29 protein-coding genes are annotated in these 26,201 nt (G+C 65.3%); 15 read left to right on the top strand and 14 right to left on the bottom strand.

Annotated elements, in window-relative coordinates; translation table 11 throughout:
* Nucleotides 1–44 precede the first annotated feature (44 nt).
* On the top strand, nucleotides 45–1,490 hold the full coding sequence (locus AC07PE_RS00295; protein WP_498760658.1) for an aminotransferase-like domain-containing protein: 1,446 nt from the start codon (nucleotides 45–47) through the stop codon (nucleotides 1,488–1,490).
* Here the strand turns inward: AC07PE_RS00295 and AC07PE_RS00290 are convergent.
* From AC07PE_RS00290 to AC07PE_RS00250, 9 genes are all read right to left on the bottom strand, one after another.
* Nucleotides 1,459–1,662, bottom strand: coding sequence for a hypothetical protein (locus AC07PE_RS00290; protein ID WP_498760657.1), 204 nt, complete (start codon nucleotides 1,660–1,662; stop codon nucleotides 1,459–1,461). The genes AC07PE_RS00295 and AC07PE_RS00290 overlap by 32 nt on opposite strands.
* Nucleotides 1,659–2,699 (bottom strand): bifunctional UDP-4-keto-pentose/UDP-xylose synthase, encoded by a 1,041-nt coding sequence (locus AC07PE_RS00285; protein ID WP_498760656.1) that lies wholly within the window; start codon nucleotides 2,697–2,699, stop codon nucleotides 1,659–1,661. The genes AC07PE_RS00290 and AC07PE_RS00285 overlap by 4 nt, the downstream gene beginning before the upstream one ends.
* Before the next feature lie 111 nt (nucleotides 2,700–2,810).
* Nucleotides 2,811–4,115 (bottom strand): sensor histidine kinase, encoded by a 1,305-nt coding sequence (locus AC07PE_RS00280; RefSeq protein WP_498760655.1) that lies wholly within the window; start codon nucleotides 4,113–4,115, stop codon nucleotides 2,811–2,813.
* The gene (locus AC07PE_RS00275) at nucleotides 4,105–4,779 is read right to left on the bottom strand and encodes a response regulator transcription factor (RefSeq protein ID WP_498760654.1); all 675 of its coding nucleotides are present in this window, start codon (nucleotides 4,777–4,779) and stop codon (nucleotides 4,105–4,107) included. Before AC07PE_RS00275 ends, AC07PE_RS00280 begins: the two co-directional genes overlap by 11 nt.
* Before the next feature lie 7 nt (nucleotides 4,780–4,786).
* Complete coding sequence (locus AC07PE_RS00270) at nucleotides 4,787–5,350, bottom strand: YdeI/OmpD-associated family protein (RefSeq protein ID WP_498760653.1); 564 nt, start codon at nucleotides 5,348–5,350, stop codon at nucleotides 4,787–4,789.
* Entirely contained in the window at nucleotides 5,343–6,644 is a 1,302-nt protein-coding gene (locus AC07PE_RS00265; RefSeq protein WP_498760652.1) for an RNA polymerase sigma factor, read from the bottom strand. The genes AC07PE_RS00270 and AC07PE_RS00265 overlap by 8 nt, the downstream gene beginning before the upstream one ends.
* Nucleotides 6,641–7,489, bottom strand: a complete 849-nt coding sequence (locus AC07PE_RS00260; protein WP_498760651.1) for a YciI family protein — start codon at nucleotides 7,487–7,489, stop codon at nucleotides 6,641–6,643. The genes AC07PE_RS00265 and AC07PE_RS00260 overlap by 4 nt, the downstream gene beginning before the upstream one ends.
* An 11-nt stretch (nucleotides 7,490–7,500) precedes the next feature.
* Entirely contained in the window at nucleotides 7,501–7,926 is a 426-nt protein-coding gene (locus tag AC07PE_RS00255; RefSeq protein WP_498760650.1) for a YciI family protein, read from the bottom strand.
* Nucleotides 7,923–8,426 carry a VOC family protein gene (locus AC07PE_RS00250; protein ID WP_498760649.1) on the bottom strand — a complete coding sequence of 168 codons (504 nt, stop codon included), beginning with the start codon at nucleotides 8,424–8,426 and terminating at the stop codon, nucleotides 7,923–7,925. Before AC07PE_RS00250 ends, AC07PE_RS00255 begins: the two co-directional genes overlap by 4 nt.
* Nucleotides 8,427–8,663: 237 nt before the next feature.
* Between AC07PE_RS00250 and htpG the strand changes: the two genes are divergently transcribed.
* Nucleotides 8,664–10,583, top strand: a complete 1,920-nt coding sequence (gene htpG, locus AC07PE_RS00245; protein WP_498760648.1) for a molecular chaperone HtpG — start codon at nucleotides 8,664–8,666, stop codon at nucleotides 10,581–10,583.
* A gap of 50 nt (nucleotides 10,584–10,633) precedes the next feature.
* Here the strand turns inward: htpG and AC07PE_RS00240 are convergent, their stop codons facing one another.
* From AC07PE_RS00240 to kynB, 5 genes are read right to left on the bottom strand one after another with little or no spacing between them, the layout of a single operon-like run.
* Nucleotides 10,634–11,764 carry an acyltransferase family protein gene (locus tag AC07PE_RS00240; protein ID WP_498760647.1) on the bottom strand — a complete coding sequence of 377 codons (1,131 nt, stop codon included), beginning with the start codon at nucleotides 11,762–11,764 and terminating at the stop codon, nucleotides 10,634–10,636.
* The gene (locus AC07PE_RS00235) at nucleotides 11,710–12,255 is read right to left on the bottom strand and encodes an RBBP9/YdeN family alpha/beta hydrolase (RefSeq protein ID WP_498760646.1); all 546 of its coding nucleotides are present in this window, start codon (nucleotides 12,253–12,255) and stop codon (nucleotides 11,710–11,712) included. The genes AC07PE_RS00240 and AC07PE_RS00235 overlap by 55 nt, the downstream gene beginning before the upstream one ends.
* Nucleotides 12,252–13,091: a tryptophan 2,3-dioxygenase gene (gene kynA, locus AC07PE_RS00230; RefSeq protein WP_498760645.1), complete on the bottom strand. Its 840-nt coding sequence runs from the start codon at nucleotides 13,089–13,091 to the stop codon at nucleotides 12,252–12,254. The genes AC07PE_RS00235 and kynA overlap by 4 nt, the downstream gene beginning before the upstream one ends.
* 10 nt (nucleotides 13,092–13,101) lie before the next feature.
* A complete protein-coding gene (kynU, locus tag AC07PE_RS00225) occupies nucleotides 13,102–14,364 on the bottom strand; it encodes a kynureninase (protein WP_498760644.1) in 1,263 nt (420 codons plus the stop codon).
* Entirely contained in the window at nucleotides 14,361–15,005 is a 645-nt protein-coding gene (kynB, locus tag AC07PE_RS00220; protein WP_498760643.1) for an arylformamidase, read from the bottom strand. Before kynB ends, kynU begins: the two co-directional genes overlap by 4 nt.
* 561 nt (nucleotides 15,006–15,566) lie before the next feature.
* On the opposite strand from kynB, the gene flhD reads away from it, so the two are divergent.
* The 13 genes from flhD to cheY all read left to right on the top strand — a co-directional run bounded on the left by flhD (nucleotide 15,567) and on the right by cheY (nucleotide 26,201).
* The gene (gene flhD, locus AC07PE_RS00215; RefSeq protein WP_498760642.1) at nucleotides 15,567–15,884 is read left to right on the top strand and encodes a flagellar transcriptional regulator FlhD; all 318 of its coding nucleotides are present in this window, start codon (nucleotides 15,567–15,569) and stop codon (nucleotides 15,882–15,884) included.
* A gap of 91 nt (nucleotides 15,885–15,975) precedes the next feature.
* A complete protein-coding gene (gene flhC / locus AC07PE_RS00210) occupies nucleotides 15,976–16,524 on the top strand; it encodes a flagellar transcriptional regulator FlhC (protein WP_498760641.1) in 549 nt (182 codons plus the stop codon).
* A gap of 45 nt (nucleotides 16,525–16,569) precedes the next feature.
* Complete coding sequence (locus tag AC07PE_RS00205) at nucleotides 16,570–17,355, top strand: class I SAM-dependent methyltransferase (protein WP_498760640.1); 786 nt, start codon at nucleotides 16,570–16,572, stop codon at nucleotides 17,353–17,355.
* Nucleotides 17,356–17,465: 110 nt separating this feature from the next.
* On the top strand, nucleotides 17,466–18,326 hold the full coding sequence (motA, locus tag AC07PE_RS00200) for a flagellar motor stator protein MotA (protein ID WP_498760639.1): 861 nt from the start codon (nucleotides 17,466–17,468) through the stop codon (nucleotides 18,324–18,326).
* Nucleotides 18,326–19,300 carry a flagellar motor protein MotB gene (motB, locus tag AC07PE_RS00195; RefSeq protein WP_498760638.1) on the top strand — a complete coding sequence of 325 codons (975 nt, stop codon included), beginning with the start codon at nucleotides 18,326–18,328 and terminating at the stop codon, nucleotides 19,298–19,300. Before motA ends, motB begins: the two co-directional genes overlap by 1 nt.
* 23 nt (nucleotides 19,301–19,323) lie before the next feature.
* Nucleotides 19,324–19,872, top strand: coding sequence for a chemotaxis protein (locus AC07PE_RS00190; protein WP_498760637.1), 549 nt, complete (start codon nucleotides 19,324–19,326; stop codon nucleotides 19,870–19,872).
* Nucleotides 19,873–19,975: 103 nt separating this feature from the next.
* Nucleotides 19,976–20,341: a response regulator gene (locus tag AC07PE_RS00185; protein WP_498760636.1), complete on the top strand. Its 366-nt coding sequence runs from the start codon at nucleotides 19,976–19,978 to the stop codon at nucleotides 20,339–20,341.
* 31 nt (nucleotides 20,342–20,372) lie between these two features.
* A complete protein-coding gene (cheA, locus tag AC07PE_RS00180) occupies nucleotides 20,373–22,535 on the top strand; it encodes a chemotaxis protein CheA (protein WP_498760635.1) in 2,163 nt (720 codons plus the stop codon).
* Between the two features lie 30 nt (nucleotides 22,536–22,565).
* Nucleotides 22,566–23,063, top strand: coding sequence for a chemotaxis protein CheW (locus AC07PE_RS00175; protein WP_498760634.1), 498 nt, complete (start codon nucleotides 22,566–22,568; stop codon nucleotides 23,061–23,063).
* 55 nt (nucleotides 23,064–23,118) lie between these two features.
* Nucleotides 23,119–23,967: a CheR family methyltransferase gene (locus AC07PE_RS00170; protein ID WP_498760633.1), complete on the top strand. Its 849-nt coding sequence runs from the start codon at nucleotides 23,119–23,121 to the stop codon at nucleotides 23,965–23,967.
* 23 nt (nucleotides 23,968–23,990) lie between these two features.
* Nucleotides 23,991–24,590, top strand: coding sequence for a chemoreceptor glutamine deamidase CheD (gene cheD / locus AC07PE_RS00165; protein ID WP_498760632.1), 600 nt, complete (start codon nucleotides 23,991–23,993; stop codon nucleotides 24,588–24,590).
* A gap of 14 nt (nucleotides 24,591–24,604) precedes the next feature.
* Nucleotides 24,605–25,687 (top strand): protein-glutamate methylesterase/protein-glutamine glutaminase, encoded by a 1,083-nt coding sequence (locus AC07PE_RS00160; protein ID WP_498760631.1) that lies wholly within the window; start codon nucleotides 24,605–24,607, stop codon nucleotides 25,685–25,687.
* Between the two features lie 124 nt (nucleotides 25,688–25,811).
* A complete protein-coding gene (cheY, locus tag AC07PE_RS00155; RefSeq protein WP_230021946.1) occupies nucleotides 25,812–26,201 on the top strand; it encodes a chemotaxis response regulator CheY in 390 nt (129 codons plus the stop codon).

The following is a 26,201-nucleotide window of genomic DNA, read 5'->3' as shown; positions in this document are numbered from 1 at the left end:
ACCTATACAGTTTTCCGTATAAACCTTCGCACTGTCATGGCGATATGACCAACACAATTTTCCAGGCTCCGATCTCGCGCGATTCCGGCGAGCCGCTGGCCGACCAGATCGTCCGCGCGTTGGCCGCCCGCATCGACGACAAGCACCTGCGCGCCGGCGCGCGCATGCCCTCGATCCGCCAGTTCGCGGGCGTCCACGGGGTCTCGCCCTTCACGGTGGTGGCCAGCTACGACCGCCTGGTGGCCCAGGGCTACCTGGAGTCGCGCCGCGGCGCCGGCTTTTTCGTGCGCGAGCGGGCGGCGCTGAACACGGCCTTGAAGGAGAAGGTGAATGCGGGCGCGGCGGAGGCGCCCAAGCTGGACGTGGTCTGGCTGATCCGCAACCTGTTCCGCCAGGCGCCGGGGCAGGCCAGTTCCGCCGCCGGCGTGCTGCCGGCGGAATGGCTGGACGGCCCGGGCATCGCCGGCGCCCTGCGCGCGATCGGCCGCCAGCAGGGCGGCATGCTGCTCAACTACGGCAATCCCTACGGTTACCTGCCGCTGCGCCAGCAGCTGCAGCGTAAACTCGCGGAGCTCGAGATCGAGGCGGCGCCGGAACAGATCGTGACCACGGTGGGCGTGACCCAGGCCCTGGACCTGGTGGCGCGCGAGCTGTGCCGCCCGGGCGACACCGTGTTCGTCGACGACCCGGCCTGGTTCCTGATGTTCGGCTCCTTCGCCGCGCTGGGCCTGAAGGTGGTCGGCATCCCGCGCCTGGCGGACGGCCCGGACCTGGAGCGGCTGGCCGGGATGGCGGCGCTGCACAAGCCGCGCCTGTACGTGATCAACTCGGTGCTGCACAACCCCAGTTCGGGCTCGCTGTCCGCGGCCAAGGCCTTCCAGGTGCTGCGCATCGCCGAAGAATACGACATCACGGTCGTCGAGGACGACATCTACTGCGACCTGCATCCCGGCCCGGCCGTGCAGCCGGCCACGCGCATGGCGCCGCTCGACCAGCTGCGCCGCGTGATCTACCTGGGGGGATTTTCGAAATCGCTGGCCGCCAATTTGCGGGTCGGCTTCATCGCCGCCTCGTCGGATCTGGCGCAGCGCCTGGCGGACCGCAAGATGCTCTCGACCCTCACCACCAGCGAGCTGGGTGAACGGGTGGTCTACAAGATCCTGTCGGAGGGCGTGTACCGCAAGCACCTGGAGCGCATCCGCGCGCGCCTGGACGGCGCCCGGCCGCAATCCATCCGCCGCGTCGAGACGCTCGGCCTGCGGCTGGAAAGCCTGCCCTCGGCCGGCATGTTCCTGTGGGTCGACGCCGGCCGCGACACCAGCGTGCTGGCGGCGCAGGCGATGGAGCAGGGCCTGCTGCTGGCGCCGGGCAGCCTGTTTTCCCCTAGCCAGCTGCCGTCCACGCGCATGCGGCTGAACGTGGCGGCATGCGAGGACGAGCGGCTGTGGGACTTCCTGGCTAACGCCGCAGCGAGTCCTGCGGCGCCTTGAGCACGCGGTCGATGAGGGCCGGCTCCAGCCGCATGCCCTTCATGAAAGCGCGCGCGGCGCCGGGGCCCAGCAGGCGCAGGATGACCTGCGCCTTGTAGATGACACGGGCCGTCACCGGATCGCGGCGGGTGTAGGACATCCCGTCGCCGGCGACATGCCTGGGATGGTTCATTCGACCAGCCCGCGTGCGACCGCCACCTGGCCGCGGTAGGCATCGAAGATGTGGCGCAGCGCGTCGGCCATGCTCGTAGTCGGCGCCCAGTCCAGGTCCTGCTTCGTGTTGTCGATCTTCGGCACGCGGTTCTGCACGTCCTGGTAGCCGGCGCCGTAGTAGGCGCCCGAGCTGGTCTCGACGATCTGCACCTTCTGCGCGCCGGCCGCGTATTCCGGGTACTCGGCGGCGAGCTTGAGCATCATGTCGGCCAGCTCGCGGATCGAGTAGTTGTTGACCGGGTTGCCGATGTTGTAGATCTGGCCCGTGGCCTTGCCGTCCTTGTTCTCGATGATCTTCATGAGCGCTTCGATGCCGTCATCGATATAGGTGAAGGCGCGCTTCTGCGCACCGCCGTCGACCAGCGAGATGGGCTCGCCGCGCACGATGTGGCCGAAGAACTGGGTCAGCACGCGCGAGCTGCCTTCCTTGGGCGTGTGGATCGAGTCCAGGCCGGCGCCGACCCAGTTGAAGGGGCGGAACAGGGTGAAGTTCAGCCCTTCCATGCCGTAGCCCCAGATCACGCGGTCCATCAGCTGCTTGGAGCAGGCGTAGATCCAGCGCGGCTTGTTGATCGGGCCGTAGACCAGCTCCGAGTTTTCCGGGTCGAATTCGCCGTCGTGGCACATGCCGTAGACTTCCGAGGTCGACGGGAACACCAGGTGCTTCCCGTACTTGGCGGCCGAGCGTACGATCGGCAGATTCGCCTCGAAGTCCAGCTCGAACACGCGCAGCGGCTGCTGCACATAGGTCGACGGCGTGGCGATCGCCACCAGCGGCAGGATCACGTCGCACTTCTTGACGTGGTACTCGACCCATTCCTTGTTGATCGTGATGTCGCCTTCGAAGAAGTGCATGCGCGGATGAGCGAGCAGGTCGCCGATGCGGTCCGTGCTCATGTCCATACCGTAGACTTCCCAGTCGGTAGTCTCGAGGATGCGCTTGGAAAGGTGATGGCCGATGAAACCGTTGACGCCGAGGATGAGGACTTTTTTCATGTGCTAGCTTTCAGATTGTCGCGGTGGTGCGGTGGTGCGGTAATCCGGTGCGCCATTGCAAGGTGGGCGCGCCGGGGCCGTCATGGTAGACAATCGGCTGTGAAGCCAGCGTCAAGAATTCGTGAAGTTTTCGTGAAGTTCCGGCGACTGCGGGGCGTCCAGGCCGAGCAGGACGCGGGTGCCTTGCCCCTCGGCGCTGTCGACCTCGATGCGCCAGCCGTAGCGGTCGCAGATCTTCTTGACGATCGCCAGGCCCATGCCGAAGCCGTCCCCGCGGCCGCCCGGCGCCCGGTAGAAGCGTTCGAACACGTGCGGCAGGGCCTGTGCCGCGATGCCGGTGCCGGTGTCTTCGATGCATAGTTGCCCATCCCGCCAGCTGAAGCGGATCTCGCCGCCTTCCGTGTGGCGCAGCGCATTGTCGACCAGGTTGGACAGGACGATGCCGAGCGCCGGCGCGTTGGCCAGGATGCGGACCTCGGCGGGCACCGCCACCACCGCCTTGACCTGTTGCCGGTCCAGCCGCTCGGCATAGCGTTCGAGAATGCCTTCGACGATCTCCACCAGGCGCTCCGGCGAGGCGACCGTCGCCGTCTCCTCGCGCGCCAGCGCCAGCAGGCACTCGACCATGGCATGCATGTCCTCGGCCGCCTGTTCGATCTGCAGCAGGCGCTGGCGCGACTTGGGATCGAGCGAGGCGGCGGCCTGCTCCAGCAATTCGCAGCTGGTGCGGATGCGGGTGAGCGGGGTGCGCAGCTCATGGCTGACGTTGGCGGTGAACTCCTTCTCGCGCTCGACCATCGCGACCATGCGCCCGTGGTATTCGTTGACGGCGCCGGCCAGTTCGGCCACTTCGCGCTCGTCGTAGCGCCCCGGTTCGATGCTCGATGCGGCGCCGGAACGCAGGGCCCGGACCTGGCGCGCGAGCCCGCCGACCTGGCGCACCAGCAGTCCGGACAGCCAGTAGGCCAGCCAGACCGAGGGCAGCACGAAGATGGCGGTGAGGAGCAGGATGGCGTCCATCCCGTCCCGGAATTTCTGCTCGACGGCGCTGTAGTCGTAGCTGCGGTAGATCCGCTCGGCGCCGAAGCGCGCGACCGCCACATGGACTTCGCGGCCGCGAACCTCAACTTCATGGACGCCTACGGGCAGCGTGGCCAGCGAGGGCGGCAGCGCGAACCACTGCCCGCCTTCCTGCGATACGCGGGCGCCCATCACGGGGTCGATGGGCGGCAGGGTATCGGGTTCGTCGCGCCAGGACTGCAGCAGGTTCTGCATGTCGTCGTCGATGATGGCCCGGATCAGGCGCTCTTCCTGCGCCTCTGCCAGCGAGCGCACGCCGGCCGCCTGTCCGACCAGCAGCACGACGGCGGCGACGAACAGGGCCAGCGCCGCCTTCAGGCGCAGGCTAGTCCGCATGAATGCGGTAGCCGATCCCGTGCACGGTCTCGATCGGGTTGGCGGCGCCATCGAGGATGAGGGCGCGGCGCAAAGTGTGCATGTGCGAGCGCAAGGTGTCGCTGTCCGGCAGGGGCTCGCCCCAGACCGCGGTCTCCAGCTCGGGGCGGCGCAGGACCTGGCCGGGCGCGGTCATCAGCAGCTGCAGCAGGTGCAGGCATTTGCGGGGCAGGCGGACGGGCTTGCCGGCGCGTTCCACGTCCAGCGTGCGCGGGTCCATGCTGATGTCGCCGCAGCGCAGCGCGCCCGGCACCACCTGGCCCTGGTGGCGCTTGATCAGGGCCGCCACGCGCGCGCCGACTTCTTTCAGGGAGAAGGGCTTGACCAGGTAATCGTCGGCGCCGTGGCCGAAGCCGGTCAGCTTGTCGTCCAGCGTGTCTTTCGCGGTCAGCATCAGGACCGGGGTGTCCTTGCGCGCTTCCTCGCGCAGCTTGCGGCACAGCGTGAAGCCGTCCATGCCCGGCAGCGAGACGTCGAGCAGGATCGCGCTCCACTGCGCGCTCACCGCGCGGTGCAGGCCGGTGACGCCGTCGGCCGTGTGTTCCGGCACGTAGCCGGCGCCTTCGAGGTAATCGTAGAGATTGGCCGCGATGGCGGGGTCGTCTTCAATGATAAGGATGCGCATGGAGCGATTATGCCAGCCGCCGGCCGGCGGCGCATGCCTCGATCAGCCGGTCCAGTCGGGCGGCGCGGGTCTCCGGCTTTTTGGCGCCGGTAACCACGTGGAGCACGACCCGCCGGTAGCCGGGCGGGCAGGATTCGAAGTAGGCCCAGGCGGCGGGCTGGGCCTGGAAGCGCGCCAGGTCCTCGGGCGCCAGCTCGGCCGGGGTTTCGCGCTCGTGCGAGTACACGCGCGAGCGCGCTTCGGTGCGGCAGGCATAGGCGGCCTCGCCGGCTTCCGTCATCAGCCCCTGTGCGCGCAGCGTGGCAATCTTGGCGATGTTCACCGCGCTCCAGATCGAGCCGGCTTTGCGCGGCGTGAAGCGGATCGTGTAGCGCTCATCGTCCACGCGCTTGCGCACGCCGTCGATCCAGCCGTAGCACAGGGCCTGGTCGACCGACTCGGACCAGCTCATGGACGGGCGGCCGCTGCCGACCTTGTGAAAGCCGACCAGCAGTTCGGATTCCTCGTGCGCGTGGGCGGCGAGCCAGGCGCGGAAGGCCAGTGCGTCCTCGAAGTAAGTCGGATCAGCCATGCGTGAGGCCTTTCTGCTCATGCGCGCGCGCCAGCAGCAGGGTGCGTTCGCGCTCGTTCTGCGTCAGGCCGGCGGCGCGCTCGAACTCGGCGCGGGCTTCATCGTGGCGGCCCAGCCTGGCCAGCAGATCGCCGCGCACGCTGGGCAGCAGGTGGTAATTACGCAGTACCGGCACGTCCAGCAGCTGGTCGGCCAGGGCCAGGCCTTCAGCGGGGCCGTAGGCCATGCCCAGCGCCACCGCGCGGTTCAGTTCGACGATGGGCGAGGGGCGCAGCTGGGACAGGGCGTCGTACAGGGCGGCGATGCGCACCCAGTCGGTGGCTTCCGGCCGCAAGGCGCGCGCATGGCAGGAAGCGATCGCGGCCTGCAGGCCATAGGGGCCCAGGCTGCCGCAGCCGGCGGCGTGATCGAGCGCGGCAAGCCCGCGTCTTATCAACAGCTGGTCCCAGCGGCTGCGGTCCTGGTCGAGCAGCAGCACCGGCTCGCCGTTCGGCCCGGTGCGGGCGCGCTCGCGCGAGGACTGGATCTCCATCAGCGCCACCAGGCCGTGTACTTCGCCTTCTTCCGGGGCCAGCTCGGCCAGCACTCGGCCCAGGCGCAGCGCCTCGCGGCACAGGCCGGGCCGCAGCCAGTCGGCGCCGGCACTGGCGGAATAACCTTCGTTGTAGATCAGGTAGATCACCTGCAGCACCGAGGCCAGGCGCGGCTTGCGTTCCTCGCCGCGCGGCACCTCGAAGGGCACCTTGGCTTCCGCCAGGGTGCGCTTGGCGCGCACGATGCGCTGGGCCACTGTGGCTTCGGGCACCAGGAAGGCGCGCGCGATCTCCGGCGTCGCCAGGCCGCCCACCAGTTTCAGGGTGAGCGCGGCGCGCGCTTCGCTGGAGAGCACCGGGTGGCAGGCCACGAACATCAGGCGCAGCACGTCGTCGTCGATACCTCCTTCGGCCAGTTGCGCCAGTTCGGCGAGTTCGTCCGGCTGGCGCTGGCCGTTGCGCAGCTGCTCGTCCATTTCCCAGGACAGCTCGCCCTCCTTGTTCGCCCGCATGCCGGCATGGCGCAGGTGGTCCAGCGCGCGGTGCTTCGCCACCTGCATCAGCCAGGCGCCGGGACGGTCCGGCACGCCGTCCTGCGGCCAGGATTCCAGCGCCTGCAGCATGGCGTCCTGGGCCAGTTCCTCGGCAATGCCGACGTCGCGCAGCATGCGCGTGAGGGCGCCGGTAATGCGCGCGGACTCCATCCGCCAGACCGCTTCCACGGTCCGGCCGATGTCGTCCGCGTTGACCGCTGCCGTCATGCCTCGACGTTCACCTGGCGCAGGGCCGCGTCGAGCTGCTCGGCGCGCAGGCTGGCATCCTGCCGGCGCTGGGCGGCGTCGATGGCGGGCTGCAGGTCGTCCATCGTCATCGCTTCGCGGATCTCGACTTCGACCTTCGGTCCGGTCGGATAGGGCAGGGTGCGCGCCCAGGCGATCGCGTCCTCCATCGAGCTGGCGCGGATCATCCAGAAGCCGGCGATCAGCTCCTTGGCTTCGGCGAAGGGGCCGTCGATCACGCTGGCCTGGCCGCCGGCCGCCAGTTTCACGCGGGCGCCGCTGCGGCTGGCCTTCAGGCCGTCGCCGGCCAGCAGCCTGCCTTCCGACGCTGAGGCCGCATTGAAGGCGTTCAGCGCGTCCAGCATGGCTTGCGGCGGGATGCGGTCGGCCTCCGTGCCTTCGTCGGACCGCAGCAGGATCAGGTAGCGCGCATCTTCGCCAGCGGCGGCCGGCGGTACCTGGGCGCAGCCGCCCGGGCAGCCGGTTTCGCGCAGTTCGAGCACGGCTTCGCCGGTGGCGTCGGCGTCGCTGGCCGGCCACTGTTTCAGCAGCGCGATCGCAGCCTCCTTCGATTCCGCTTCGAACACCGTGAAGCCGGCGATCAGCTCCTTGGCCTCGGCAAAGGGGCCGTCGGTGATGCTTTCACCGCCCGGCCACAGCTTCAGGCGCACCGCCCGGCTGCTCGGGCGCAGGCCCAGGGCCAGGCCGACCCCGCCCGCTTCTTCGAGCCGCTCGTGATAGCGGCCCATGTCGTCGAACACGGCGGGCGCCGGCAGCCTGCCCGCCTCGGTGGCCTCGTCGGCCCTTCGCATGACCATGAATTGCATCGTCAGCTCCTTCAGAGTGGCGCCGCCTGCGCGCGCCGGCGTTCTTCCTGCTCGCGCAGCTCGGGCGTGAGCGCGTCGCCGAAGTCTTCGGCGGTGAAGATCTGGCGGATCTCGATGTCGCCCCTGGCGCCGTTGTAGGGATTCGGGCAGCGCCGCATCCACTCGATCGCTTCCTGTTTCGAGCTGACCTCGATGATCCAGAAGCCGGCGATCAGCTCCTTGGACTCGGTAAACGGGCCGTCGACCACAGTGCGGGCGTCGCCGTCGAACACGATGCGCGCGCCCCTGCTGGTCGGGTGCAGGCCTTCGCCGGCCAGCAGCACGCCGGCCTTGACCAGCTCCTCGTTGAACCGGCCCATCTCGGCAAGCTGCGCCTGGGTGGGCATGACGCCGGCCTCGGAGTCGGCCGTGCCTTTCACGATCACCATGAATTTCATTGCTGCGCTCCTTTGTCGTCGCCGCAGCCCGGCTTCTGCTGCATCATCTGCCGCATGCCTTCCTGCATCTGCTCCATGGTCAGGTCGCGCTTGTGGGTGGCGATCGACCAGCGGTGGCCAAAGGGGTCCTCGACCTGGCCATAGCGGTCGCCCCAGAACATGTCGGCCAGCGGCATGACGGGCTTGGCGCCCGCATTCGCCGCCTGCTGGAAGACAGCATCGGCATCGTTCACGTACAGGTGGATGAAGACCGGGGTCCCCTTCAGGGTTAACGGACCGTTGCTGCCATAGTCGGGAAAGTCGTCGGCCAGCATGACGCGCGAATCGCCGATGCGGATCTCGGCGTGGCCAATCTTCCCGTCGGGCATGGGCATGCGGCCGACTTCGATCGCGCCGAAGGCATTCTTGTAGAACTCAATGGCCTGGGCGGCGCCGGCGCAGACCAGGTGCGGTGTGACGGTGTGGAAGCCTTCGGGGATGGCGCGTACTTGTTGTTCCATGACAGATCTCCTTCGTTATCCGGTTGTTTTGAGTGCTGCTATCGGTACGACGAACGGCGCATCCCGGTTTCGACATCGGCGCGCGTAAATATTTTTGATTTTTCGATACGGTATGACGGCTATCGTGCGATGTCGAGAAAAAGATGACGTTTTGCAAAAATGCCCCTTGAAATCCCGCTAGACAGTCCAATATTCGCCCGGTCTGTTTAACCCTTGAACCTACACGAGGACTTAGAAATGGCTGTTGCCGAAAAAGAAACCCTTGGCTTCCAAGCAGAAGTAAAACAGCTGCTGCAACTGATGATCCACTCCTTGTACTCGAACAAGGAGATCTTCCTGCGCGAACTGATCTCGAACGCGTCCGATGCCGCCGACAAGATGCGCTTCGAGGCGATCAACAACGACGCCCTGTACGGCAACGACCACGAACTGAAGATCAAGGTCCTGTTCGACAAGGATGCGAAGACCGTCACCATTTCCGACAACGGCATCGGCATGAGCCGCGACGAGGTGATCTCGCACCTGGGCACCATCGCCAAGTCGGGCACCAAGGAATTCTTCAGCAAGCTGTCCGGCGACCAGCAGGCCGACGCCGCCCTGATCGGCCAGTTCGGCGTGGGCTTCTACTCGGCCTTCATCGTGGCCGACCGCGTCACTGTCGAGACCCGCCGCGCAGGCAGCCAGCCGTCTGATGCCGTGCGCTGGGAGTCGGCCGGCGAAGGCGACTACACCATCGAGCCGATCGAAAAGACCAGCCGCGGCACCGACATCATCCTGCACCTGCGCGAAGGCGAGGACGAGCTGCTATCCTCGTGGAAGCTGAAGAACATCATCCGCAAGTACTCCGACCACATCAGTCTCCCCATCGTGATGAGGAAGGAAGAGTGGGACGAGGAGAAGAAGGAAACCGTCGTCAAGGACGAACTCGAGACCGTGAACCAGGCGTCGGCGCTGTGGGCCCGCTCGAAATCGGACATCACGCCGGAGCAGTACGAAGAGTTCTACAAGCACGTCTCGCACGACTTCCAGGCGCCGCTGACCTACACCCACAACCGCGTCGAAGGCCGCAGCGAATACACCCAGCTGCTGTACGTGCCGGCCCACGCACCGTTCGATCTGTGGGACCGCAACAAGCGCGGCGGCATCAAGCTGTACGTGAAGCGCGTCTTCATCATGGACGACGCCGAGCAGCTGATGCCGGTCTACCTGCGCTTTGTGAAGGGCGTGATCGACTCCAACGACCTGCCGCTGAACGTCTCGCGCGAAATTCTGCAGGAGTCGCGCGACGTGCGCGTGATCCGCGAGGGCTCGACCAAGCGCGTGCTGGGCATGCTGGAAGAGATGGCCAACTCGGACGAGCAGGAAGGCAAGGACAAGTACACCACCTTCTGGAAGGAATTCGGCCAGGTGCTGAAGGAAGGCATCGGCGAGGACGCGACCAACAAAGACCGCATCGCCAAGCTGCTGCGCTTCGCCTCGACCCATGACGAGTCGGGCGAGCAGACCGTTTCCTTCGCCGACTACGTGTCGCGCATGAAGGAAGGCCAGGAGAAGATCTACTACGTCACCGCCGACAGCTACACCGCGGCAAAGAACAGCCCGCACCTGGAGATCTTCCGCAAGAAGGGCGTCGAAGTGCTGCTGCTGACCGACCGCGTCGACGAATGGATGCTGTCCTTCCTGAACGACTTCGACGGCAAGGAACTGGTGTCGGTCGCCAAGGGCGGCCTGGACCTGGGCAAGCTGGAAGACGAAGCCGAGAAGAAGGAACACGAAGAGACCGAGACCCAGTACAAGGACCTGGTCGAGAAGATGAAGGGCGCGCTGGCCGACAAAGCCAAGGACGTGCGCGTGACCTTCCGTCTGACCGACTCGCCGGCCTGCCTGGTGGCGGACGAGCACGAGCTGTCGGCCAACCTGGTGCGCATGCTGAAGGCGGCCGGCCAGAACGCACCGGAGTCCAAGCCCATCCTCGAGATCAACCCGAACCACCCGCTGGTGACGCGCCTGAAGTACGAAGACGCGAACCAAGCGCGCTTTGGCGACTGGGCCAACATCCTGTTCGACCAGGCCATGCTGGCCGAGGGCGGCAGCCTGAGCGATCCGGCGGCCTTCGTGAAGCGTCTGAACGAGATGCTGCTGGCGACCTCGAAGTAAGCGCTGCAGTCTCGATGAAAACGGCCGGTGCAGGAATGCCGGCCGTTTTTTTATCGGCGCAGCCGGCGCTGCAGTCCCTCGGTCAGCGGCTGCAGCAGCGCGGCGACCAGCACGATCGCCAGCGCAAGCTCCAGCAGGACAGCGGGGTCGCCGCGCTTGAAGCTGACCAGCGCCTGCCAGGCGCGGATCACGATGCTGTGCGAGAGGTAGAGCGTGAAGGTATGCGCCGACAGGACCCGGATCGGCCGGGCGGCGCGCAGCAGCAGGCCAAAGCCGGCATGGCGCGCGCAGGCGAAGTTCGCCAGCACCAGCATGCCGACGATATAGTCCGCCAGCACGCGGTCGGCGCTGCCCATGCGCATGCCGGGAAAAGGCCAGGCGGCCTGCGCGACCTGGCGCAGCGCGGGTTCCGGGTCATACCAGGCCCAGATCGCCAGCAGCACCAGGGTCGCGGCCCAGCCGGCACGGGCCGCGGACAGGCCGATGCGATGTGTTTTCTGCCAGCGGTACAGGAGCACCCCCGACACCCACAGCGGCAGCAGCAGCCACAGTTTGGGTCCCATCAGGGCGAACACGGGCACGGCCAGCAGGCGCATGCGTCCTTTCAGGTACCAGACCGCGCCGAACAGCACGTAGTACCAGGCTTCGTAGTTCAGCGACCAGTAAGGCTGCAGCCAGGGCGGCGTCTCGACGAAACCCCACAGCTCGCCCAGGAACAGCAGGTGGAAGGGGATGTAGAGCCAGGGTTTGTGCAACTGATAGGCGCCGCGCGCCTGCGCGCCGAGGACGTCGGCCGCCAGGGCCGCCAGCACGAAGGCCAGCAGCAGCATCGGCAGCGCCACCGAGTACAGACGTGCGAAGCGCGCCGACACGTAGTCGCGCAGCGTGGGGTTGCGCTGCTCGGCGCTGTAGGCGATCACGAAGCCGGACAGCACGAAGAAGGCGATCACGGCTTCGCGCCCGAGGTCGGCGATGCGCGCGATCTGGCTGTTGTCGAAGATTCGGAAATAGCCGAAGTGCGCCATCACGACCGCGCAGGCGGCCGCGATGCGGACCAGGTCGAGGTAGAGCGAGAAGGGCTTGTCCAGCCCCGCCGTCGTGGCCGCCGGGGTGGTCGCGCGCTCGCTCAGGGTTGCAGTGTGGAGCAGAACGCCTCCAGCATACGTTCGCCCTCCGGCCACGGACCGAAGCCGGTATCGGCGTTGATATGGCCGGCGTCGCCGATCTCGATCAGTTTGCTGCCCCAGGCGCGGGCGAAGGCGCGCGAGCGCTCGATCTCCGCGTACGGATCGTCGTTGCTGGCCACCACCACCGAAGGGAAGGGCAGGGGCTGCATCGGGATCGGCCGGAAGCCGCCGGCATCGATCGGATAGGAGGGCGCCTCGACGTCGCTCGGGGCCACCAGGAAGGCGCCCGCCACGTTCAGGTGAGAGCGGGCCTGTGCCCATTGCGCCACTAGCATGCAGCCCAGGCTGTGCGCGACCAGGATCGGCCGGCCGTTGCAGGCGGCGATCGCCGCGTCCAGCTCGGCCACCCACTCGTCGCGGCCCGGCGCGTGCCAGTCGCGGTGCGCCACCCTTTCCCACTTCGAGTATTTACGCTCCCAGTGGGTCTGCCAGTGCTGCGGGCCCGAGTTCCACAGGCCGGCAACGATCAGGATGTCACATTTCATAAGGCGGTCCTCAGTGCGAACAGTTCCGGGAACAGCACCACATCCAGCATCTTGCGCAGGTAACTCACGCCGGCGGTGCCGCCGGTGCCGGTCTTGAAGCCGATGATGCGCTCCACCGTGGACACGTGGCGGAAGCGCCAGGTGCGGAAGGCGGTCTCCATGTCGACCAGCTTTTCGGCCAGTTCGTACAGCGCCCAGTGGTGCTCGGGGTCGCGGTAGACCTCGAGCCAGGCCGCCAGCACGGAATCGTCGTGGACGGTGGGCTTGGTCGGGTCGGCGTGCAGGCGTTCCTGGGAGACAGGCAGGCCGGAGCGCGCCAGCAGGCGCACCGTCTCGTCGTAGATCGAAGGCGCGTGCAGCTCGCGTTCGAGCAGGGCATGGTGCTCGGGCATGACCTGGTGCACGGACAGCATGTTGGCGTTCTTGTTCCCGAGGATGAATTCCAGCTCGCGGTACTGGAAGGACTGGAAGCCGCTCGACGCGCCCAGGTAGGGGCGGATCGCCGTGTACTCGGGCGGGGTCATGGTCGCCAGCACGTCCCAGGCGTGTACCAGCTGGTCCATGATGCGCGCCACCCGGGCCAGCATCTTGAAGGCCGGCGGCAGCTCGTCCTTGCGGATCTGTTCGCGCACCGCCTGCAGTTCGTGCAGCATCAGCTTGATCCACAGTTCGCTGGTCTGGTGCTGGATGATGAACAGCATCTCGTTGTGGTTCGGCGACAGCGGGTGCTGGGCCGTCAGGATCTGGTTCAGGCCCAGGTAGTCGCCGTAGCTCATGGACTCCTTGAAGTCCATCTTGGCGCCGTGCCACTCGGCCGTTTTCTTTTGATCGTCCATGTCCGCTCCTTCAGGTCACCGCGCCGCGCGCCGCGTGGAGGTCGTAGCTGCCGCTGTCGAGGATGTCGCGCAGGATCTCGACCGCGTCCCAGACGTCGGCGTAGGTCGTATAGAGGGGCGTGAAGCCGAAGCGCATGATCTCCGGTTCGCGGTAGTCGCCGATCACGCCGCGCTCGATCAGGGACTGCATCACCGCATAGCCGTGCGGATGGGTGAAGCTGACCTGGCTGCCGCGCTGCGCATGCTCGCGCGGCGTGACCAGGCCCAGCGGATGCCTGCCGCAGCGCGCTTCGACCAGGGCGATGAAGAGGTCGGTCAGGGCCAGCGACTTGGTGCGGATCGCCTGCATGTCGGTCTCTTCAAAGATCTCCAGCCCGCATTCGACCATCGCCAGCGACACCACCGGCTGGGTGCCGCACAGGGCGCGGCCGATGCCGTCGGCCGGCGTGAAGCCGTGCGACATCGCGAACGGCGCCGCATGGCTCCACCAGCCCGTCAGCGGGTGATTGAAGGCCGCCTGGTGGCGCTCCGGCACCCAGATGAAGGCCGGGGCGCCGGGGCCGCCGTTCAGGTATTTATAAGTGCAGCCGACCGCGAAGTCCGCATCCGCCCCGTGCAGGTCGAGCGGCACGGCGCCGGCCGAGTGGGCCAGGTCCCACAGCGCCAGCGCGCCCGCTTCGTGGGCGTGGCGGGTCAGCGCCGCCATGTCGTGCTGCCAGCCGGTGCGGTAGTTCACGTGGGTCAGCATCAGGACCGCGCAATCGCCATCCACCGCGCCGGCCAGTTCCTCGACGCTGTCCACCAGGCGGATCGAATAGCCGCGGTCGAGCCAGCGCGTCAGGCCGTCCGCCATATAGATATCGGTCGGGAAGTTGCTGCGCTCGGTGACGATGACTTTGCGCTCGGGCGCCTTCTGGCGCTGGATGTCCAGGGCCGCGGCCAGCGCCTTGAACAGGTTCAGCGAAGTCGTGTCGGTGACCGCCACTTCGCCGGGACGGGCGCCGATGATCGGTGCGAGGCGGTCGCCGAGGCGCTTGGGCATCTCGAACCAGCCGGCCGTGTTCCAGCTCTTGATCAGGTCCTGGCCCCATTCCATGGCCACGACTTCGTGGGCGCGGGCCAGCGAGGCGCGCGGGCGGGCGCCCAGCGAGTTCCCATCCAGATAAATGACGCCCTCAGGGAGCTCGAAGCGGTCGCGCAGGACGCCCAGCGGATCCTGGGCGTCCAGTAGAGCGCAGTCCTCGCGCGAGGAGATGGTGACTTTGGTGCTCATGCTTGTTCCTTGGACAGGGCGCGCAGAATCGCGCGTACCGGGCTGGCGTCCATGCCGGCGAGTTTCAGAGGCAGGGCGATCAGTTCGTAGTCGCCGGGCGGGACCTCGTCCAGCACGATGCCTTCCAGGATCGCCAGGCCGTGGCGGCGCACCGCGTGGTGGGCGTCCAGGGTTTTCGAGTCCTGCGGGTCGAGCGAGGCGGCGTCGGTGCCGACCAGGATCACGCCTTTGGCCGCCAGCAGGGCAATGGTGTCGGCGGCGATGGCGGGAAAGGCCGGGTCCCATTCCTGTTGCGGCGCGCTGGCATAGGTACGCAGCAGCACCCGCGGCGGGGTGCCCTCGAGCTGGGCTTCGATGTCCTGCGGGCCGACCGTGCTCACGCCGATGCAGTGGATCACGCGGCAGGGGCCAATGTAGGGCACCAGGCCGACGGCGTCGATGGTGCGGCCGGCGGGGTCGTAGTGCGAGGGGGCGTCGGTATGGGCGCCGAGATGGGTGGTCATGGTCATGCGGCTGACATGGACCGGGCAGCCATCCTTGATCTCCCAGGTCGGGCTGGCCTCGAACGGGGTATCGCCGGGCCAGACCGGGATGCCGGCCGAGATCGTCGGGCTGATATCCCAGAGTGTTGGAGCGTGCATGCTTATATATACATGAATGAAAGCGCGAAGCCGGCAGTGTAGCAAGAAATGCATCGCCGGCGGCCGGGATCGGCGGAGGGCCAAAAAAATTTTAAAAATTTTTCGTGGAAACCCTAAAGTTCCCGAAAACCCGTCCGATAACCTACCCAGATGACCGGGATTGGGTCGAAAAATTTTTGCGAAAGACCCTAAAGTTTGCGAAAAGCCATCCGATAACGAGTCAGAAGGGCATGACAGGGCAGCAAAAAAAATCGAAAAATATTTCGATTCGACCCTAAAGTTCCCAAATCGGTTGACGTTAACCAACACAGACGCAGATTCTTGTCGGCGTCGCCGGGCCCCAAAAGCCCCACAGTTCGAACATCTTCATCCGCCTGTTTTCATAGGGGCGCGACCCCAATCCGGGAGGGTTTGTCAGACAAACTCCTACGGGTTTCCTTCGTCTTTGCCGGACGAAAAATACAGACACTCTCCAATAGAAGAAAAGTTTCCTCACAGTCAGAATCTATCTCATCGGCAACACACAAACGCCGCCGAACAGATCACAACGGAGAGATGGAAATGACTGCGAACGACATGATGGCTGAAATTCGTGATGCGAACCTGAGCTACCTGATGCTGGCTCAGCAGATGATTCGCGCCGACAAAGTCACCGCGATTTTCCGTCTCGGCATCTCGGCCGATATCGCCGACCTGATCGAAGGCATGAGCAATGCCCAGATCCTGAAGCTCGCCGGCGGCAACATGATGCTGGCCCGCTTCCGCTTCGACGACACCGCGATCCTGGGCATGCTCACCAGCCACAGCAAAGACCGCGCCCTGGCGCAGTCGCACGCCGCCATCCTGATGGCCGGCCAGCCTGCCGAAGAAATCGCTTAAAGTTAGCGCAGGGGTCAGAGCCCGAACTTGTTTTTTGGGGCTCTGACCCCGAACTGCAAAATTAGCGGTCTCAACCAGGTTGGAGTGAATCATGAGCAAGAAAAGCGTCGTCTCTGAAGCCCAGGAAATCCAGCTGGCAATCGAACTGATCCAGCTTGGCGCCCGTCTGCAGCTGCTGGAAACCGAAGTCTCGCTGTCCCGCGAGCGCCTGCTCAAGCTGTACAAGGAACTGAAGGGCGTGTCGCCGCCGAAGGGCATGCTGCCGTTCTCGACCGACTGGTTCCTGACCTGGCAGCCGAATATCCACTCCTCGCTGTATATCAATATCTACAAGTTCCTGGTCGAGCACGCCGGCGCTACCGGCATCCAGGCCGTGATGAAGGCCTACAAGCTCTACCTGGAGCAGATGCCGCCGGAACCGGGCGAAGAGCCGCTGCTGTCGCTGACCCGCGCCTGGACCCTGGTGCGCTTCTTCCAGGGCGGCATGCTGGTGCTGGCGCCTTGCTCGAAATGCAAGGGCAAGTACGTCGTCAACGCGCTCGACCTGAACAACGATTACCAATGCGGCCTGTGCCACATGCCTTCGCGTGCCGGCAAGACCCGCAAGGCCAAGGACGCCGCCGCACTCGCCGGCAACTGATCTGCCGTTCGTGCGTCAACTTTCCATCTTCCTGCGGGGCAGGGCGTGAGCGCCTCTGCCCCGCGCCGCATCCGGCGCGCGCCTGCCGTCCGCGCGCTGCTGCTGCAAATCCTCGCCTTCCCGCTGACCCTGGCCGCAGTCTGGCTGCTGGCGCGCGCCGGCGTGCCGCAAAGCCTGTTCAGCGTAACCCTGGTCCAGGGCGCCTGGGCCGCATTGCTGGCCTGGCGCGCCGGCCTGGCCAGCTGGTGGCGCGCGATCCAGTTCCTGTTCCCGCCGGTGCTGTTCCTGGCAAGGGAGGCCGCCGATGCGCTGTCCATGCCGCCGGCCGCCTTCCTCGCCATCTTCCTGTTCCTGCTGCTTCTGTATTGGTCGACCTTCCGCACCCAGGTGCCGTACTACCCGTCCGGCCGCCGCGTATGGGAGGAGGTCGCGCGCCAGCTGCCGCAGGACCGCCCGCTGCGCATCGTCGACATCGGCAGCGGCCTGGGCGGCCTGGTGCTCGAGCTGGCGCGGCGCCGCCCGGACTGCGAGGTCAGCGGCATCGAGCTCGCGCCCCTGCCGTGGCTGGCCAGCAGCCTGCGCGCCAAGCTGGCGGGAAGCCGCGCGCGCTTCCTGCGCGGCGATTATGAAAAACTCAATTTCGATAAATACGACGTGGTGTTCGCTTACCTCTCGCCGGCCGCCATGGGCGGGCTGTGGCGCAAGGCCGAGCGCGAAATGCGTCCCGGAAGTGTACTTCTCAGTTACGAATTTGCCATCGCGGAGCGCGAACCCGACCAGCGCGTTGTAACTACCGATAGCAGAAAAATTCTTCACATTTGGCACTTTTGAGCCACATTCCGGGCACTTTTACTTGCCCGTAGTCCATTCTCAAGCTAATCTAGTTCCCTACGTAAATATTTCAACCGGGCACGTCCCCGGCTTCATGAATCGGGAGTCCCGTGTTTGTCATTATTGGTTACATCGTCGTCGTAGCATCCGTGATCGGCGGTTTCGTGCTGAGCGGCGGCCATGTGGCTGCGCTCATGCAGCCGCTGGAAGTGTTGATGATCGGCGGCGCGGCTGTCGGTGCATTCTTCGTTGGTAATACACCGAAAGCGGTCAAGGCGACCATCGGCGCGCTGCCCAGCCTGTTCAAGGGTTCGAAGTACACGCGCGAGATGTACATGGAGCTGATGTCGCTGATGTTCGACGTCCTGTCCAAGGTCCGCAAGGAAGGCCTGATGTCGATCGAGGGCGATATCGAAAGCCCGGAGCAGAGCCCGGTGTTCTCGAAGTACCCGATGGTGCTGGCGGATCACCACATTGTCGAATTCATCACCGATTACCTGCGTCTGATGGTTTCCGGCAACATGGATGCCTTCCAGATCGAAAACCTGATGGACAACGAGATCGAGACCCACCATCATGAGGGCCACGTCCCGGCGCAGTGTATCGCCAAGCTGGGCGACGGCCTGCCGGCGTTCGGCATCGTGGCCGCGGTGATGGGCGTGGTGCACACCATGGAATCGGTCGGCGCACCGCCGGCCGAGCTGGGCATGCTGATCGCGCACGCGCTGGTCGGTACCTTCCTCGGCATCCTGCTGGCCTACGGCTTCGTCGGCCCGCTGGCCAGCCTGCTGGAGCAGAAACTGGAGGAATCGACCAAGATGTTCCAGACCGTGAAAGTCACGCTGCTCGCCAGCCTGAACGGCTATGCGCCGGCGCTGGCGGTCGAATTCGGCCGCAAGGTCCTGTACTCGACCGAGCGTCCGACCTTCGCCGAACTCGAAGACCACATCAAGAAAGCGAAGAGCAAGTAATGGCTGATGAAGGCCAGCGGCCGATTATCGTCAAGAAGATCAAGAAGGGCGGCCATGGACACCATGGCGGCGCCTGGAAGATCGCGTACGCCGACTTCGTGACGGCGATGATGGCCTTCTTCCTGCTCATGTGGCTGCTCGGCTCGACCACCAAGGGCGACATGGAAGGCATCGCCAACTACTTCAAGACGCCGCTCAAGGTGGCCATGCAGGGCGGCTCGGGTGCCGGCGACAGCTCCTCGATCCTGCAGGGCGGCGGCCAGGACCTGACGCGCCGTAACGGCCAGGTCAAGAAGGGCGACACCCCGGCCGACAAGAAGACCTACGATTTGAAGGCCGCGCGTGCAGCCCTGGAGCATGAGGAAGCCGAGCGCCTGGCGAAACTGAAGCAGAAGATCGAATCGACCATCGAGGCCAATCCGCAGCTGAAGAAGTACAAGAACCAGCTGCTGCTCGACGTCACCAGCGAAGGCCTGCGCATCCAGATCGTCGACGAGAAGAACCGCCCGATGTTCGAAAGCGCCAAGGCCGAGCTGCAGCCGTATACCCGCGACATCCTCGACGTGCTGGCGCTGGTGTTGAACGATGTGCCGAACAGATTGAGCCTGTCGGGCCATACCGATTCGACGCCTTACATGACGGCGAGCGGTTACTCGAACTGGGAACTGTCGGCCGACCGCGCCAATGCCTCGCGCCGTGAGCTCGTCCGGGGCGGCCTGGCCGACGAGAAGATCCTGCGCGTGGTGGGCCTGGCTGGCTCCAACCACCTCGATCCCAAGGACCCTTTCAATCCGGTCAACCGCCGTATCAGCATCCTGGTGATGAACAAGCGCACCGAGGAAGCGGTGCTGCGTGGCGGGAGCAGCGGCAGCAATTCGCTCGACGTCCCGGACGACGCCGACGGTGCGGTGAAAGCAGTGGCAGCTGCGACCGGTGGCGGCCTGGCCGCGCCGGAGCAGGCGGCGGCGAAGTAGGCGCGAAAGTTCTGGAGGACTCAATGACAAGAAAAAAGATTTTAGGGTCACACGTGAAGCGCCTGCTGTCGGGCGTTTCCGACCACGGCCGGCGCCACCTGAACGAGGTCGAGACCGACCTGGTGCAGACCACGCTGCTGCTCGAGGAAGCGGTCGAAAAGCTGACCTCCAGTTTCATGGCGATCCACCAGGCGGTGGACGCGCGCCAGCAGAGCATCAACCGCCTGCTGGCGGGCGAGGCGCCGTCGGCGGAAGAAAGCGAAAACCTGGCCGGCATGTCGGGCGAGATTGGCCAGCACGTGAACGTGGCCATCACCAGCATGCAGTTCCAGGACATGACCAGCCAGCTGCTCGACCGCACGCTGCGCCGGGTGAGCGGCCTGCGCGAGTTCCTGACCACGCTCAGCGAGCACGGCGCCGACATCGCGCCGGACAGCCACAGCGAGGAAATCGTCGAGCGCCTCGGCAAGGTCAGCATGGCACTGGCGATCCAGTCGCTGGAGCTGCGCAGCATGCTGCGCAAGTCGGTGGAGCAGCGGCATTTGGAAAGCGGCGACGTCGAGCTGTTCTGACCCTGACTGGCTAAACGAACTATAACGATCAAATTCGGGGTCAGAGCCCCTTTAGAAGAAGAACCGGGCTCTGACCCCTTCCCTCCCACGGAGTATACATAACATGGCTAAAACGATTCTTGCGGTTGACGATTCCAGTTCCCTGCGCCAGATGGTGGCGTTCAGCCTGAAGGCCGCCGGCTACCAGGTGATCGAGGCGGTCGATGGCCAGGATGGCCTGGACAAGGCCAAGCAGCAGGCCGTCGACCTGGTCCTGACCGATCAGAACATGCCGAAGATGGATGGCCTCACGCTGATCAAGTCGCTGCGCAGCCTGCCGACCTATGCCAAGGTGCCGATCCTGATGCTCACCACCGAATCGTCGGACGAGATGAAATCGAAGGGCCGCGCCGCCGGCGCCAATGGCTGGCTGGTCAAGCCTTTCGATCCGCAGCGCCTGATCGAGGTGGTCAAGAAAGTCATCGGCTAAGCCGATCAGCGACAAGCGATAAGCGACAATCATGACCATCGACATCAGCCAGTTCTACCAGGTCTTTTTCGACGAGGCGGAAGAACTCCTCGCCGAGAAGGAGCGTCTGCTGCTGGCCGTCGATATCGCCGCGCCGGACGCGGAAGACCTGAACGCGATCTTCCGCACCGCTCATTCCATCAAGGGCGGAGCCTCGACCTTCGGCCTGAACGACATGAGCGAAGTGACCCACGTGCTGGAGTCGCTGCTGGACCGCATCCGCAAGGGCGAGATGGCGCTCACCGGCCAGCACGTGGACGCCTTCCTGGCGGCCAAGGACATCCTCAAGATGCAGCTCGACGGCCACCGCAACGGCGCCAGCGTCGACCAGGAAGCCGTGGCCAACGTGCGCATGATGCTGCACGACCTGTCCGAAGGCGTCATCGTGGCCGCGCACCAGCCGACCGTGCCGTCCTTCCTGCACGCCGAGCAGAAGCAGGAAGTGCAGGAGGGCGCGCACCGCTACAAGATCGAGCTGCCGGACATCCCGCAGCGCGACGTCGACGCATTGGTGGACGAACTCGGCCTGCTGGGCCGCGTCTCGGTCACCCCGCTGGCCGGCGGCCGCAGCGCCCTGATCATCATGACCCACGAGGGCCTGGACGACATCATCGCGATCTGCTCCTTCGTGCTGAATCCCGAGGACCTGAAGATCTTCGAAGCGCCGCCGCTCACGCCCGAGCAGCGCGCCATCGAAGCCGCCGAGCGCGCCCGCATCGAGGACGATCAGGGCTACGGCTTCTTCGACCCCAACGAGCCGCTCGAGGGCGCCCAGCCGGAGCAGTCGGACGACGAGCGCGGCTACGGCTTCTTCCAGCCGATCGAGCAGATCCGCCTCGAAGCGGGCATCGTCGCCGAAGCGCCGCAACCCGTGGTGGTGCAGGCGCGCCCGGAAGCGCTCGAAGTATCCGAAGTCGCGGCCGAGAAGAAGGCCGCCAAGAAGGCCGACGCCACCCCCGGCCAGGGCGAATCGAGCTCGATCCGCGTCTCGATCGAGAAGGTCGACCAGCTGATCAACCTGGTCGGCGAACTGGTGATCACCCAGGCCATGATCGAGCAGCGCAGCGACGGCCTGGATCCGATGATCCACCAGCGCCTGCTCGCGTCGGTGTCGCAGCTGACCCGCAATACCCGCGACCTGCAGGAAGCGGTGATGTCGATCCGCATGATGCCGATGGACTTCGTGTTCTCGCGCTTCCCGCGCATGGTGCGCGACCTGGCCAGTAAACTCGGCAAGAAGGTCGACTTCATCACCAACGGCGCGGCGACGGAACTGGACAAGGGCCTGATCGAGCGCATCGTCGATCCGCTGACCCACCTGGTGCGCAACTCGATCGACCACGGCATCGAGATGCCGGCCGCCCGCGTTGCCGCCGGCAAGTCGGAATCGGGCCGCCTGTTCCTGTCCGCGGCCCACCAGGGCGGCAATATCGTGATCGAGGTGGCCGACGACGGCGGCGGCCTGAATCGCGAGCGCATCCTGGCCAAGGCCCAGCAGAACGGCCTGCCGGTATCCGAGAACATGAGCGACGCCGAGGTCTGGCAGCTGATCTTCGCGCCGGGCTTCTCGACCGCGGAAATCGTCACCGACGTCTCCGGGCGCGGGGTCGGCATGGACGTCGTCAAGCGTAACATCACGCAGATGGGCGGCACCATCGACATCCGCTCGGCCAAGGGCTTCGGCACTACGATCCTGATTTCGCTGCCGCTGACGCTGGCGATCCTGGACGGCATGTCGATCCGCAGCGGCGAAGAGATCTACATCCTGCCGCTCGGCTTCGTGGTCGAGTCGCTGCAGCCGGCGAGCGCCGACGTCAAGGAAATCGCCGGCCAGGGCCGCGTGGTCAAGGTGCGCGGCGAGTACCTGCCCCTGATTCCGCTGTACCAGATGTTCAACATCGAGCCGCGCATCACCGATCCGTCCGAAGGCATCCTCGTGATCCTGGAGGCGGAAGGGCGCAAGGCCGCGCTGTTCGTCGACGAACTGGTGGGCCAGCAGCAGGTCGTGGTGAAGAACCTCGAATCGAACTACCGCAAGGTGGCCGGGATCTCCGGCGCCACCATCCTCGGCGATGGCGGCGTGGCGCTGATCCTCGACGTGGCGGCGCTGCTGCGCTCCTCGCGTCAGCTGACGGACGATACCGTCGTCTCATAAAACCGAAACTTTCTGACACTAGGAACCGACATGTCCAATCAACAGACGATCAAACCGGCCGACGCCCGCGACGGCAGTGGCAGCGAATACCTCGCCTTCACCCTCGGCTCCGAGGAATACGGCATCGACATCCTGAAGGTGCAGGAGATCCGCGGCTACGAAGCCGTGACCCGCATCGCCAACGCCCCCGAATTCATCAAAGGCGTGATCAACCTGCGTGGCATCATCATTCCGGTGGTCGACATGCGCATCAAGTTCAAGCTCGGCACCCCGACCTACGACCAGTTCACCGTCGTGATCATCCTGAACATCGGCGGCCGCATCATGGGCATGGTCGTGGACAGCGTGTCGGACGTCACCACCCTGACGCCGGACCAGGTCAAGCCGGCCCCTGAAATGGGCTCCGCCTTCAATTCCGAGTACCTGGTGGGCCTGGGCACTGTCGACGAGCGCATGCTGATCCTGATCGACATCGACCGCCTGATGTCGTCCAGCGAGATGGGCCTGATGGACAAGCTGGCAGCATAAGACCGGCACCGCGGCGCAGGGAAAGCTTCATCTTTACACACCCAAGGGTAATAACGTGCCGCTTCATACCAAGCAGGAAACCGGCAAGGAATTCGAGTTCACGCGCGTCGACTTCGAGCGCGTGCGCGGGCTGATCTACCAGCGCGCCGGCATTTCGCTGGCCGACAGCAAGCAGGAAATGGTCTACAGCCGTCTTGCGCGCCGCCTGCGCGCGACCGGCATCGAGTCCTTCGTGCGCTATCTGGACAGCCTCGAAGCCGGCAAGATGCCGCAGGAGTGGGAATCCTTCACGAATGCGCTGACCACCAACCTGACCTCGTTCTTCCGCGAGGCCCACCACTTCCCGCTGCTGGCCGAGCATGCGCTCAAGGCGCGCCGCCAGCATCCGGGCGCGCCGCTGACGATCTGGTGTTCCGCCAGCTCGACCGGCGAGGAACCTTACTCGATCGCGATGACCCTGTGCGAGGCGTTCGATACGCTCACGCCGCCGGTGTCCATCATCGCGACCGACATCGACACCAACGTGCTGGCCACCGCCGGCGCCGGCGTCTATCCGATCGAACGCCTGGACAAGCTCGAGACCGAGCGCAAGCGCCGCTTCTTCCTGAAGGGGAAGGGCGCCCAGGAGGGCCTGGTGCGGGTGCGCCCCGAGTTGCGCAACCTGGTCACCTTCCGCCAGCTCAACCTGCTGGCCGACGGCTGGGACCTGAAAGGCCCGTTCGACGTGATCTTCTGCCGCAACGTGATGATCTACTTCGACAAGGACACCCAGCGCAAGATCCTGAAGCGCTTCGTGCCCCTGATGAAGCAGGACGCCCTGCTGTTCGCCGGGCACTCCGAGAATTTCCTGTATGTGTCCGACTCGCTGCGCCTGCGCGGCAAGACGGTGTACGAACTCGCCTGAGTTCAGTTAAGAGAAGCAGCACCATGGATACGAACAGCCAATTCGCCACCAACGTCTACTACGACCGCACCTTCGACTGCGACGCCGCCAAGATCCTGCCGGGCGAGTACTACTACACGCCCAAGGACATGCTGATCGTGACGGTGCTGGGCTCCTGCGTCTCGGCCTGCATCCGCGACCGCGTCAAGGGCCTGGGCGGCATGAACCACTTCATGCTGCCGGACGGCGGCGACCCCGCCAACCCGGTGTCGGCCTCGATGCGCTACGGGACCTATGCGATGGAAGTGCTGATCAACGATCTGCTGAAGGCCGGCGCGCGCCGCGAGCACCTGGAAGCCAAGGTGTTCGGCGGCGGCGCCGTGCTGCGCGGCTTTTCGGCCATGAACGTGGGCGAGCGCAACGCCGCCTTCGTGATGCAGTTCCTGAAGACCGAGCGCATCCCGGTGCTGGCCGAAGACCTGAACGACATCTATCCGCGCAAGGTGTACTTCTTCCCGCGCACCGGCAAGGTGCTGGTCAAGAAGCTGATGCAAACCCATAACGACACGCTGGCGAAGCGCGAGCTCGACTACGCCAGCCGCCTCAAGGTCGCGCCGGTCGGCGGCGACATCGACCTGTTCTGACGAAAGGGCCCGCCATGCTGGCAACTACGAACAACAAGATCAAAGTGGTGATCGTCGACGACTCCGCCCTGATCCGCAGCGTGATGACCGAGATCGTCAACTCGCAGCCGGACATGGAAGTGGTCGGCGTCGCGCCGGACCCGCTGGTCGCGCGCGACCTGATCAAGCGCACCAACCCCGACGTGCTCACGCTCGATGTCGAGATGCCGAAGATGGACGGTCTCGACTTCCTGGAAAAGCTGATGCGCCTGCGCCCGATGCCGGTGCTGATGGTGTCCTCGCTGACCGAGCGCGGCTCCGAGATCACCATGCGCGCGCTGGAACTGGGCGCGGTCGACTTCGTGACCAAGCCGAAGATCTCGATCCAGACCGGGATGCGCGAGTACACCGAACTCATCGCCGACAAGATCCGCGGCGCCTCGCGCGCCCGCCTGAAACCGCGCACCCTGCATGCGCCGGCCCCCAGCGCCCAGCTGCCGCAGCTGCGCAGCCCGCTGACCTCGTCGGAAAAACTGATCATCATCGGCGCCTCCACCGGCGGCACCGAGGCGATCCGCGAATTCCTGATGCAGATGCCGTCCGACTGCCCGGGCATCCTGATCGCCCAGCACATGCCGGAAGGCTTCACGACGTCCTTCGCCAGGCGCCTCGATTCGCTGTGCAAGATCAGCGTGAGCGAGGCCCAGGGCAACGAACGCGTGCTGCCGGGCCATGCCTATATCGCGCCGGGCCATTCGCACCTGCTGCTGACCCGTTCGGGCGCCAACTACATGACCCGGATCGAGCAGACCGACCCGGTCAATCGCCACCGCCCGTCGGTGGACGTGCTGTTCCGTTCCGCGGCCCAGGCGGCCGGCAAGAATGCGGTCGGGGTGATCCTGACGGGCATGGGAAAAGACGGCGCACAGGGTATGCTGGAGATGAAAGGGGCGGGGGCTTACAATTTCGCCCAGGACGAGGCGTCCTGCGTCGTGTTCGGCATGCCGCGCGAAGCGATTGCCGTAGGCGCTACGCATGAAGTGGGCGCGCTGACGGACTTGCCGGGCATGGTCCTTGGTCATCTTGCAACACACGGTGGGCGCGCGTTGCGCGTTTGATCCGCCAAAGCGGCTTTAGCCTCGGTTTTATCGCCGCAGAGCAACAAAAATGCTATGCTTAGGCCTGCTTTTGCAGTGTCGAAGTCCAACCAACACATACATATAAAGTAACACGGAGTATTTCATGGCTGATCCAAAGATGCGTTTTTTAGTTGTTGACGATTTCTCGACGATGCGTCGCATCGTGCGGAATCTGTTGAAGGAACTGGGTTACGCCAACGTTGACGAAGCCGAAGACGGCGTGATGGCGCTGGCCAAGCTGCGCAGCGAGCAGTTCGACTTCGTGGTGTCGGACTGGAACATGCCGAACATGGACGGCCTGACCATGCTGCAGAACATCCGTGCCGATCCCGCCCTGGCCGGCCTGCCGGTGCTGATGGTGACCGCCGAAGCGAAGAAGGAAAACATCATCGCGGCCGCGCAAGCGGGCGCCAATGGCTATGTGGTGAAGCCGTTCACCGCCGCCACCCTCGACGAAAAGCTGAACAAGATTTTCGAAAAGATGGGGAAGTGA

Source organism: Telluria sp. GW821-FHT07G12, from assembly GCF_059418525.1.
This window is presented reverse-complemented; position numbering and strand designations above follow the sequence as displayed.

Bases quoted from the DNA above. Each gene is read 5' to 3' on its own strand.
- AC07PE_RS00295 (WP_498760658.1), top strand. From the start codon at position 45: ATGACCAACACAATTTTCCAGGCTCCGATCTCGCGCGATTCCGGCGAG.
- AC07PE_RS00290 (WP_498760657.1), bottom strand. From the start codon at position 1,662: ATGAACCATCCCAGGCATGTCGCCGGCGACGGGATGTCCTACACCCGC.
- AC07PE_RS00285 (WP_498760656.1), bottom strand. From the start codon at position 2,699: ATGAAAAAAGTCCTCATCCTCGGCGTCAACGGTTTCATCGGCCATCAC.
- AC07PE_RS00280 (WP_498760655.1), bottom strand. From the start codon at position 4,115: ATGCGGACTAGCCTGCGCCTGAAGGCGGCGCTGGCCCTGTTCGTCGCC.
- AC07PE_RS00275 (WP_498760654.1), bottom strand. From the start codon at position 4,779: ATGCGCATCCTTATCATTGAAGACGACCCCGCCATCGCGGCCAATCTC.
- AC07PE_RS00270 (WP_498760653.1), bottom strand. From the start codon at position 5,350: ATGGCTGATCCGACTTACTTCGAGGACGCACTGGCCTTCCGCGCCTGG.
- AC07PE_RS00265 (WP_498760652.1), bottom strand. From the start codon at position 6,644: ATGACGGCAGCGGTCAACGCGGACGACATCGGCCGGACCGTGGAAGCG.
- AC07PE_RS00260 (WP_498760651.1), bottom strand. From the start codon at position 7,489: ATGCAATTCATGGTCATGCGAAGGGCCGACGAGGCCACCGAGGCGGGC.
- AC07PE_RS00255 (WP_498760650.1), bottom strand. From the start codon at position 7,926: ATGAAATTCATGGTGATCGTGAAAGGCACGGCCGACTCCGAGGCCGGC.
- AC07PE_RS00250 (WP_498760649.1), bottom strand. From the start codon at position 8,426: ATGGAACAACAAGTACGCGCCATCCCCGAAGGCTTCCACACCGTCACA.
- htpG (WP_498760648.1), top strand. From the start codon at position 8,664: ATGGCTGTTGCCGAAAAAGAAACCCTTGGCTTCCAAGCAGAAGTAAAA.
- AC07PE_RS00235 (WP_498760646.1), bottom strand. From the start codon at position 12,255: ATGAAATGTGACATCCTGATCGTTGCCGGCCTGTGGAACTCGGGCCCG.
- kynA (WP_498760645.1), bottom strand. From the start codon at position 13,091: ATGGACGATCAAAAGAAAACGGCCGAGTGGCACGGCGCCAAGATGGAC.
- kynU (WP_498760644.1), bottom strand. From the start codon at position 14,364: ATGAGCACCAAAGTCACCATCTCCTCGCGCGAGGACTGCGCTCTACTG.
- kynB (WP_498760643.1), bottom strand. From the start codon at position 15,005: ATGCACGCTCCAACACTCTGGGATATCAGCCCGACGATCTCGGCCGGC.
- flhD (WP_498760642.1), top strand. From the start codon at position 15,567: ATGACTGCGAACGACATGATGGCTGAAATTCGTGATGCGAACCTGAGC.
- flhC (WP_498760641.1), top strand. From the start codon at position 15,976: ATGAGCAAGAAAAGCGTCGTCTCTGAAGCCCAGGAAATCCAGCTGGCA.
- motB (WP_498760638.1), top strand. From the start codon at position 18,326: ATGGCTGATGAAGGCCAGCGGCCGATTATCGTCAAGAAGATCAAGAAG.
- AC07PE_RS00190 (WP_498760637.1), top strand. From the start codon at position 19,324: ATGACAAGAAAAAAGATTTTAGGGTCACACGTGAAGCGCCTGCTGTCG.
- AC07PE_RS00185 (WP_498760636.1), top strand. From the start codon at position 19,976: ATGGCTAAAACGATTCTTGCGGTTGACGATTCCAGTTCCCTGCGCCAG.
- cheA (WP_498760635.1), top strand. From the start codon at position 20,373: ATGACCATCGACATCAGCCAGTTCTACCAGGTCTTTTTCGACGAGGCG.
- AC07PE_RS00175 (WP_498760634.1), top strand. From the start codon at position 22,566: ATGTCCAATCAACAGACGATCAAACCGGCCGACGCCCGCGACGGCAGT.
- cheD (WP_498760632.1), top strand. From the start codon at position 23,991: ATGGATACGAACAGCCAATTCGCCACCAACGTCTACTACGACCGCACC.
- AC07PE_RS00160 (WP_498760631.1), top strand. From the start codon at position 24,605: ATGCTGGCAACTACGAACAACAAGATCAAAGTGGTGATCGTCGACGAC.
- cheY (WP_230021946.1), top strand. From the start codon at position 25,812: ATGGCTGATCCAAAGATGCGTTTTTTAGTTGTTGACGATTTCTCGACG.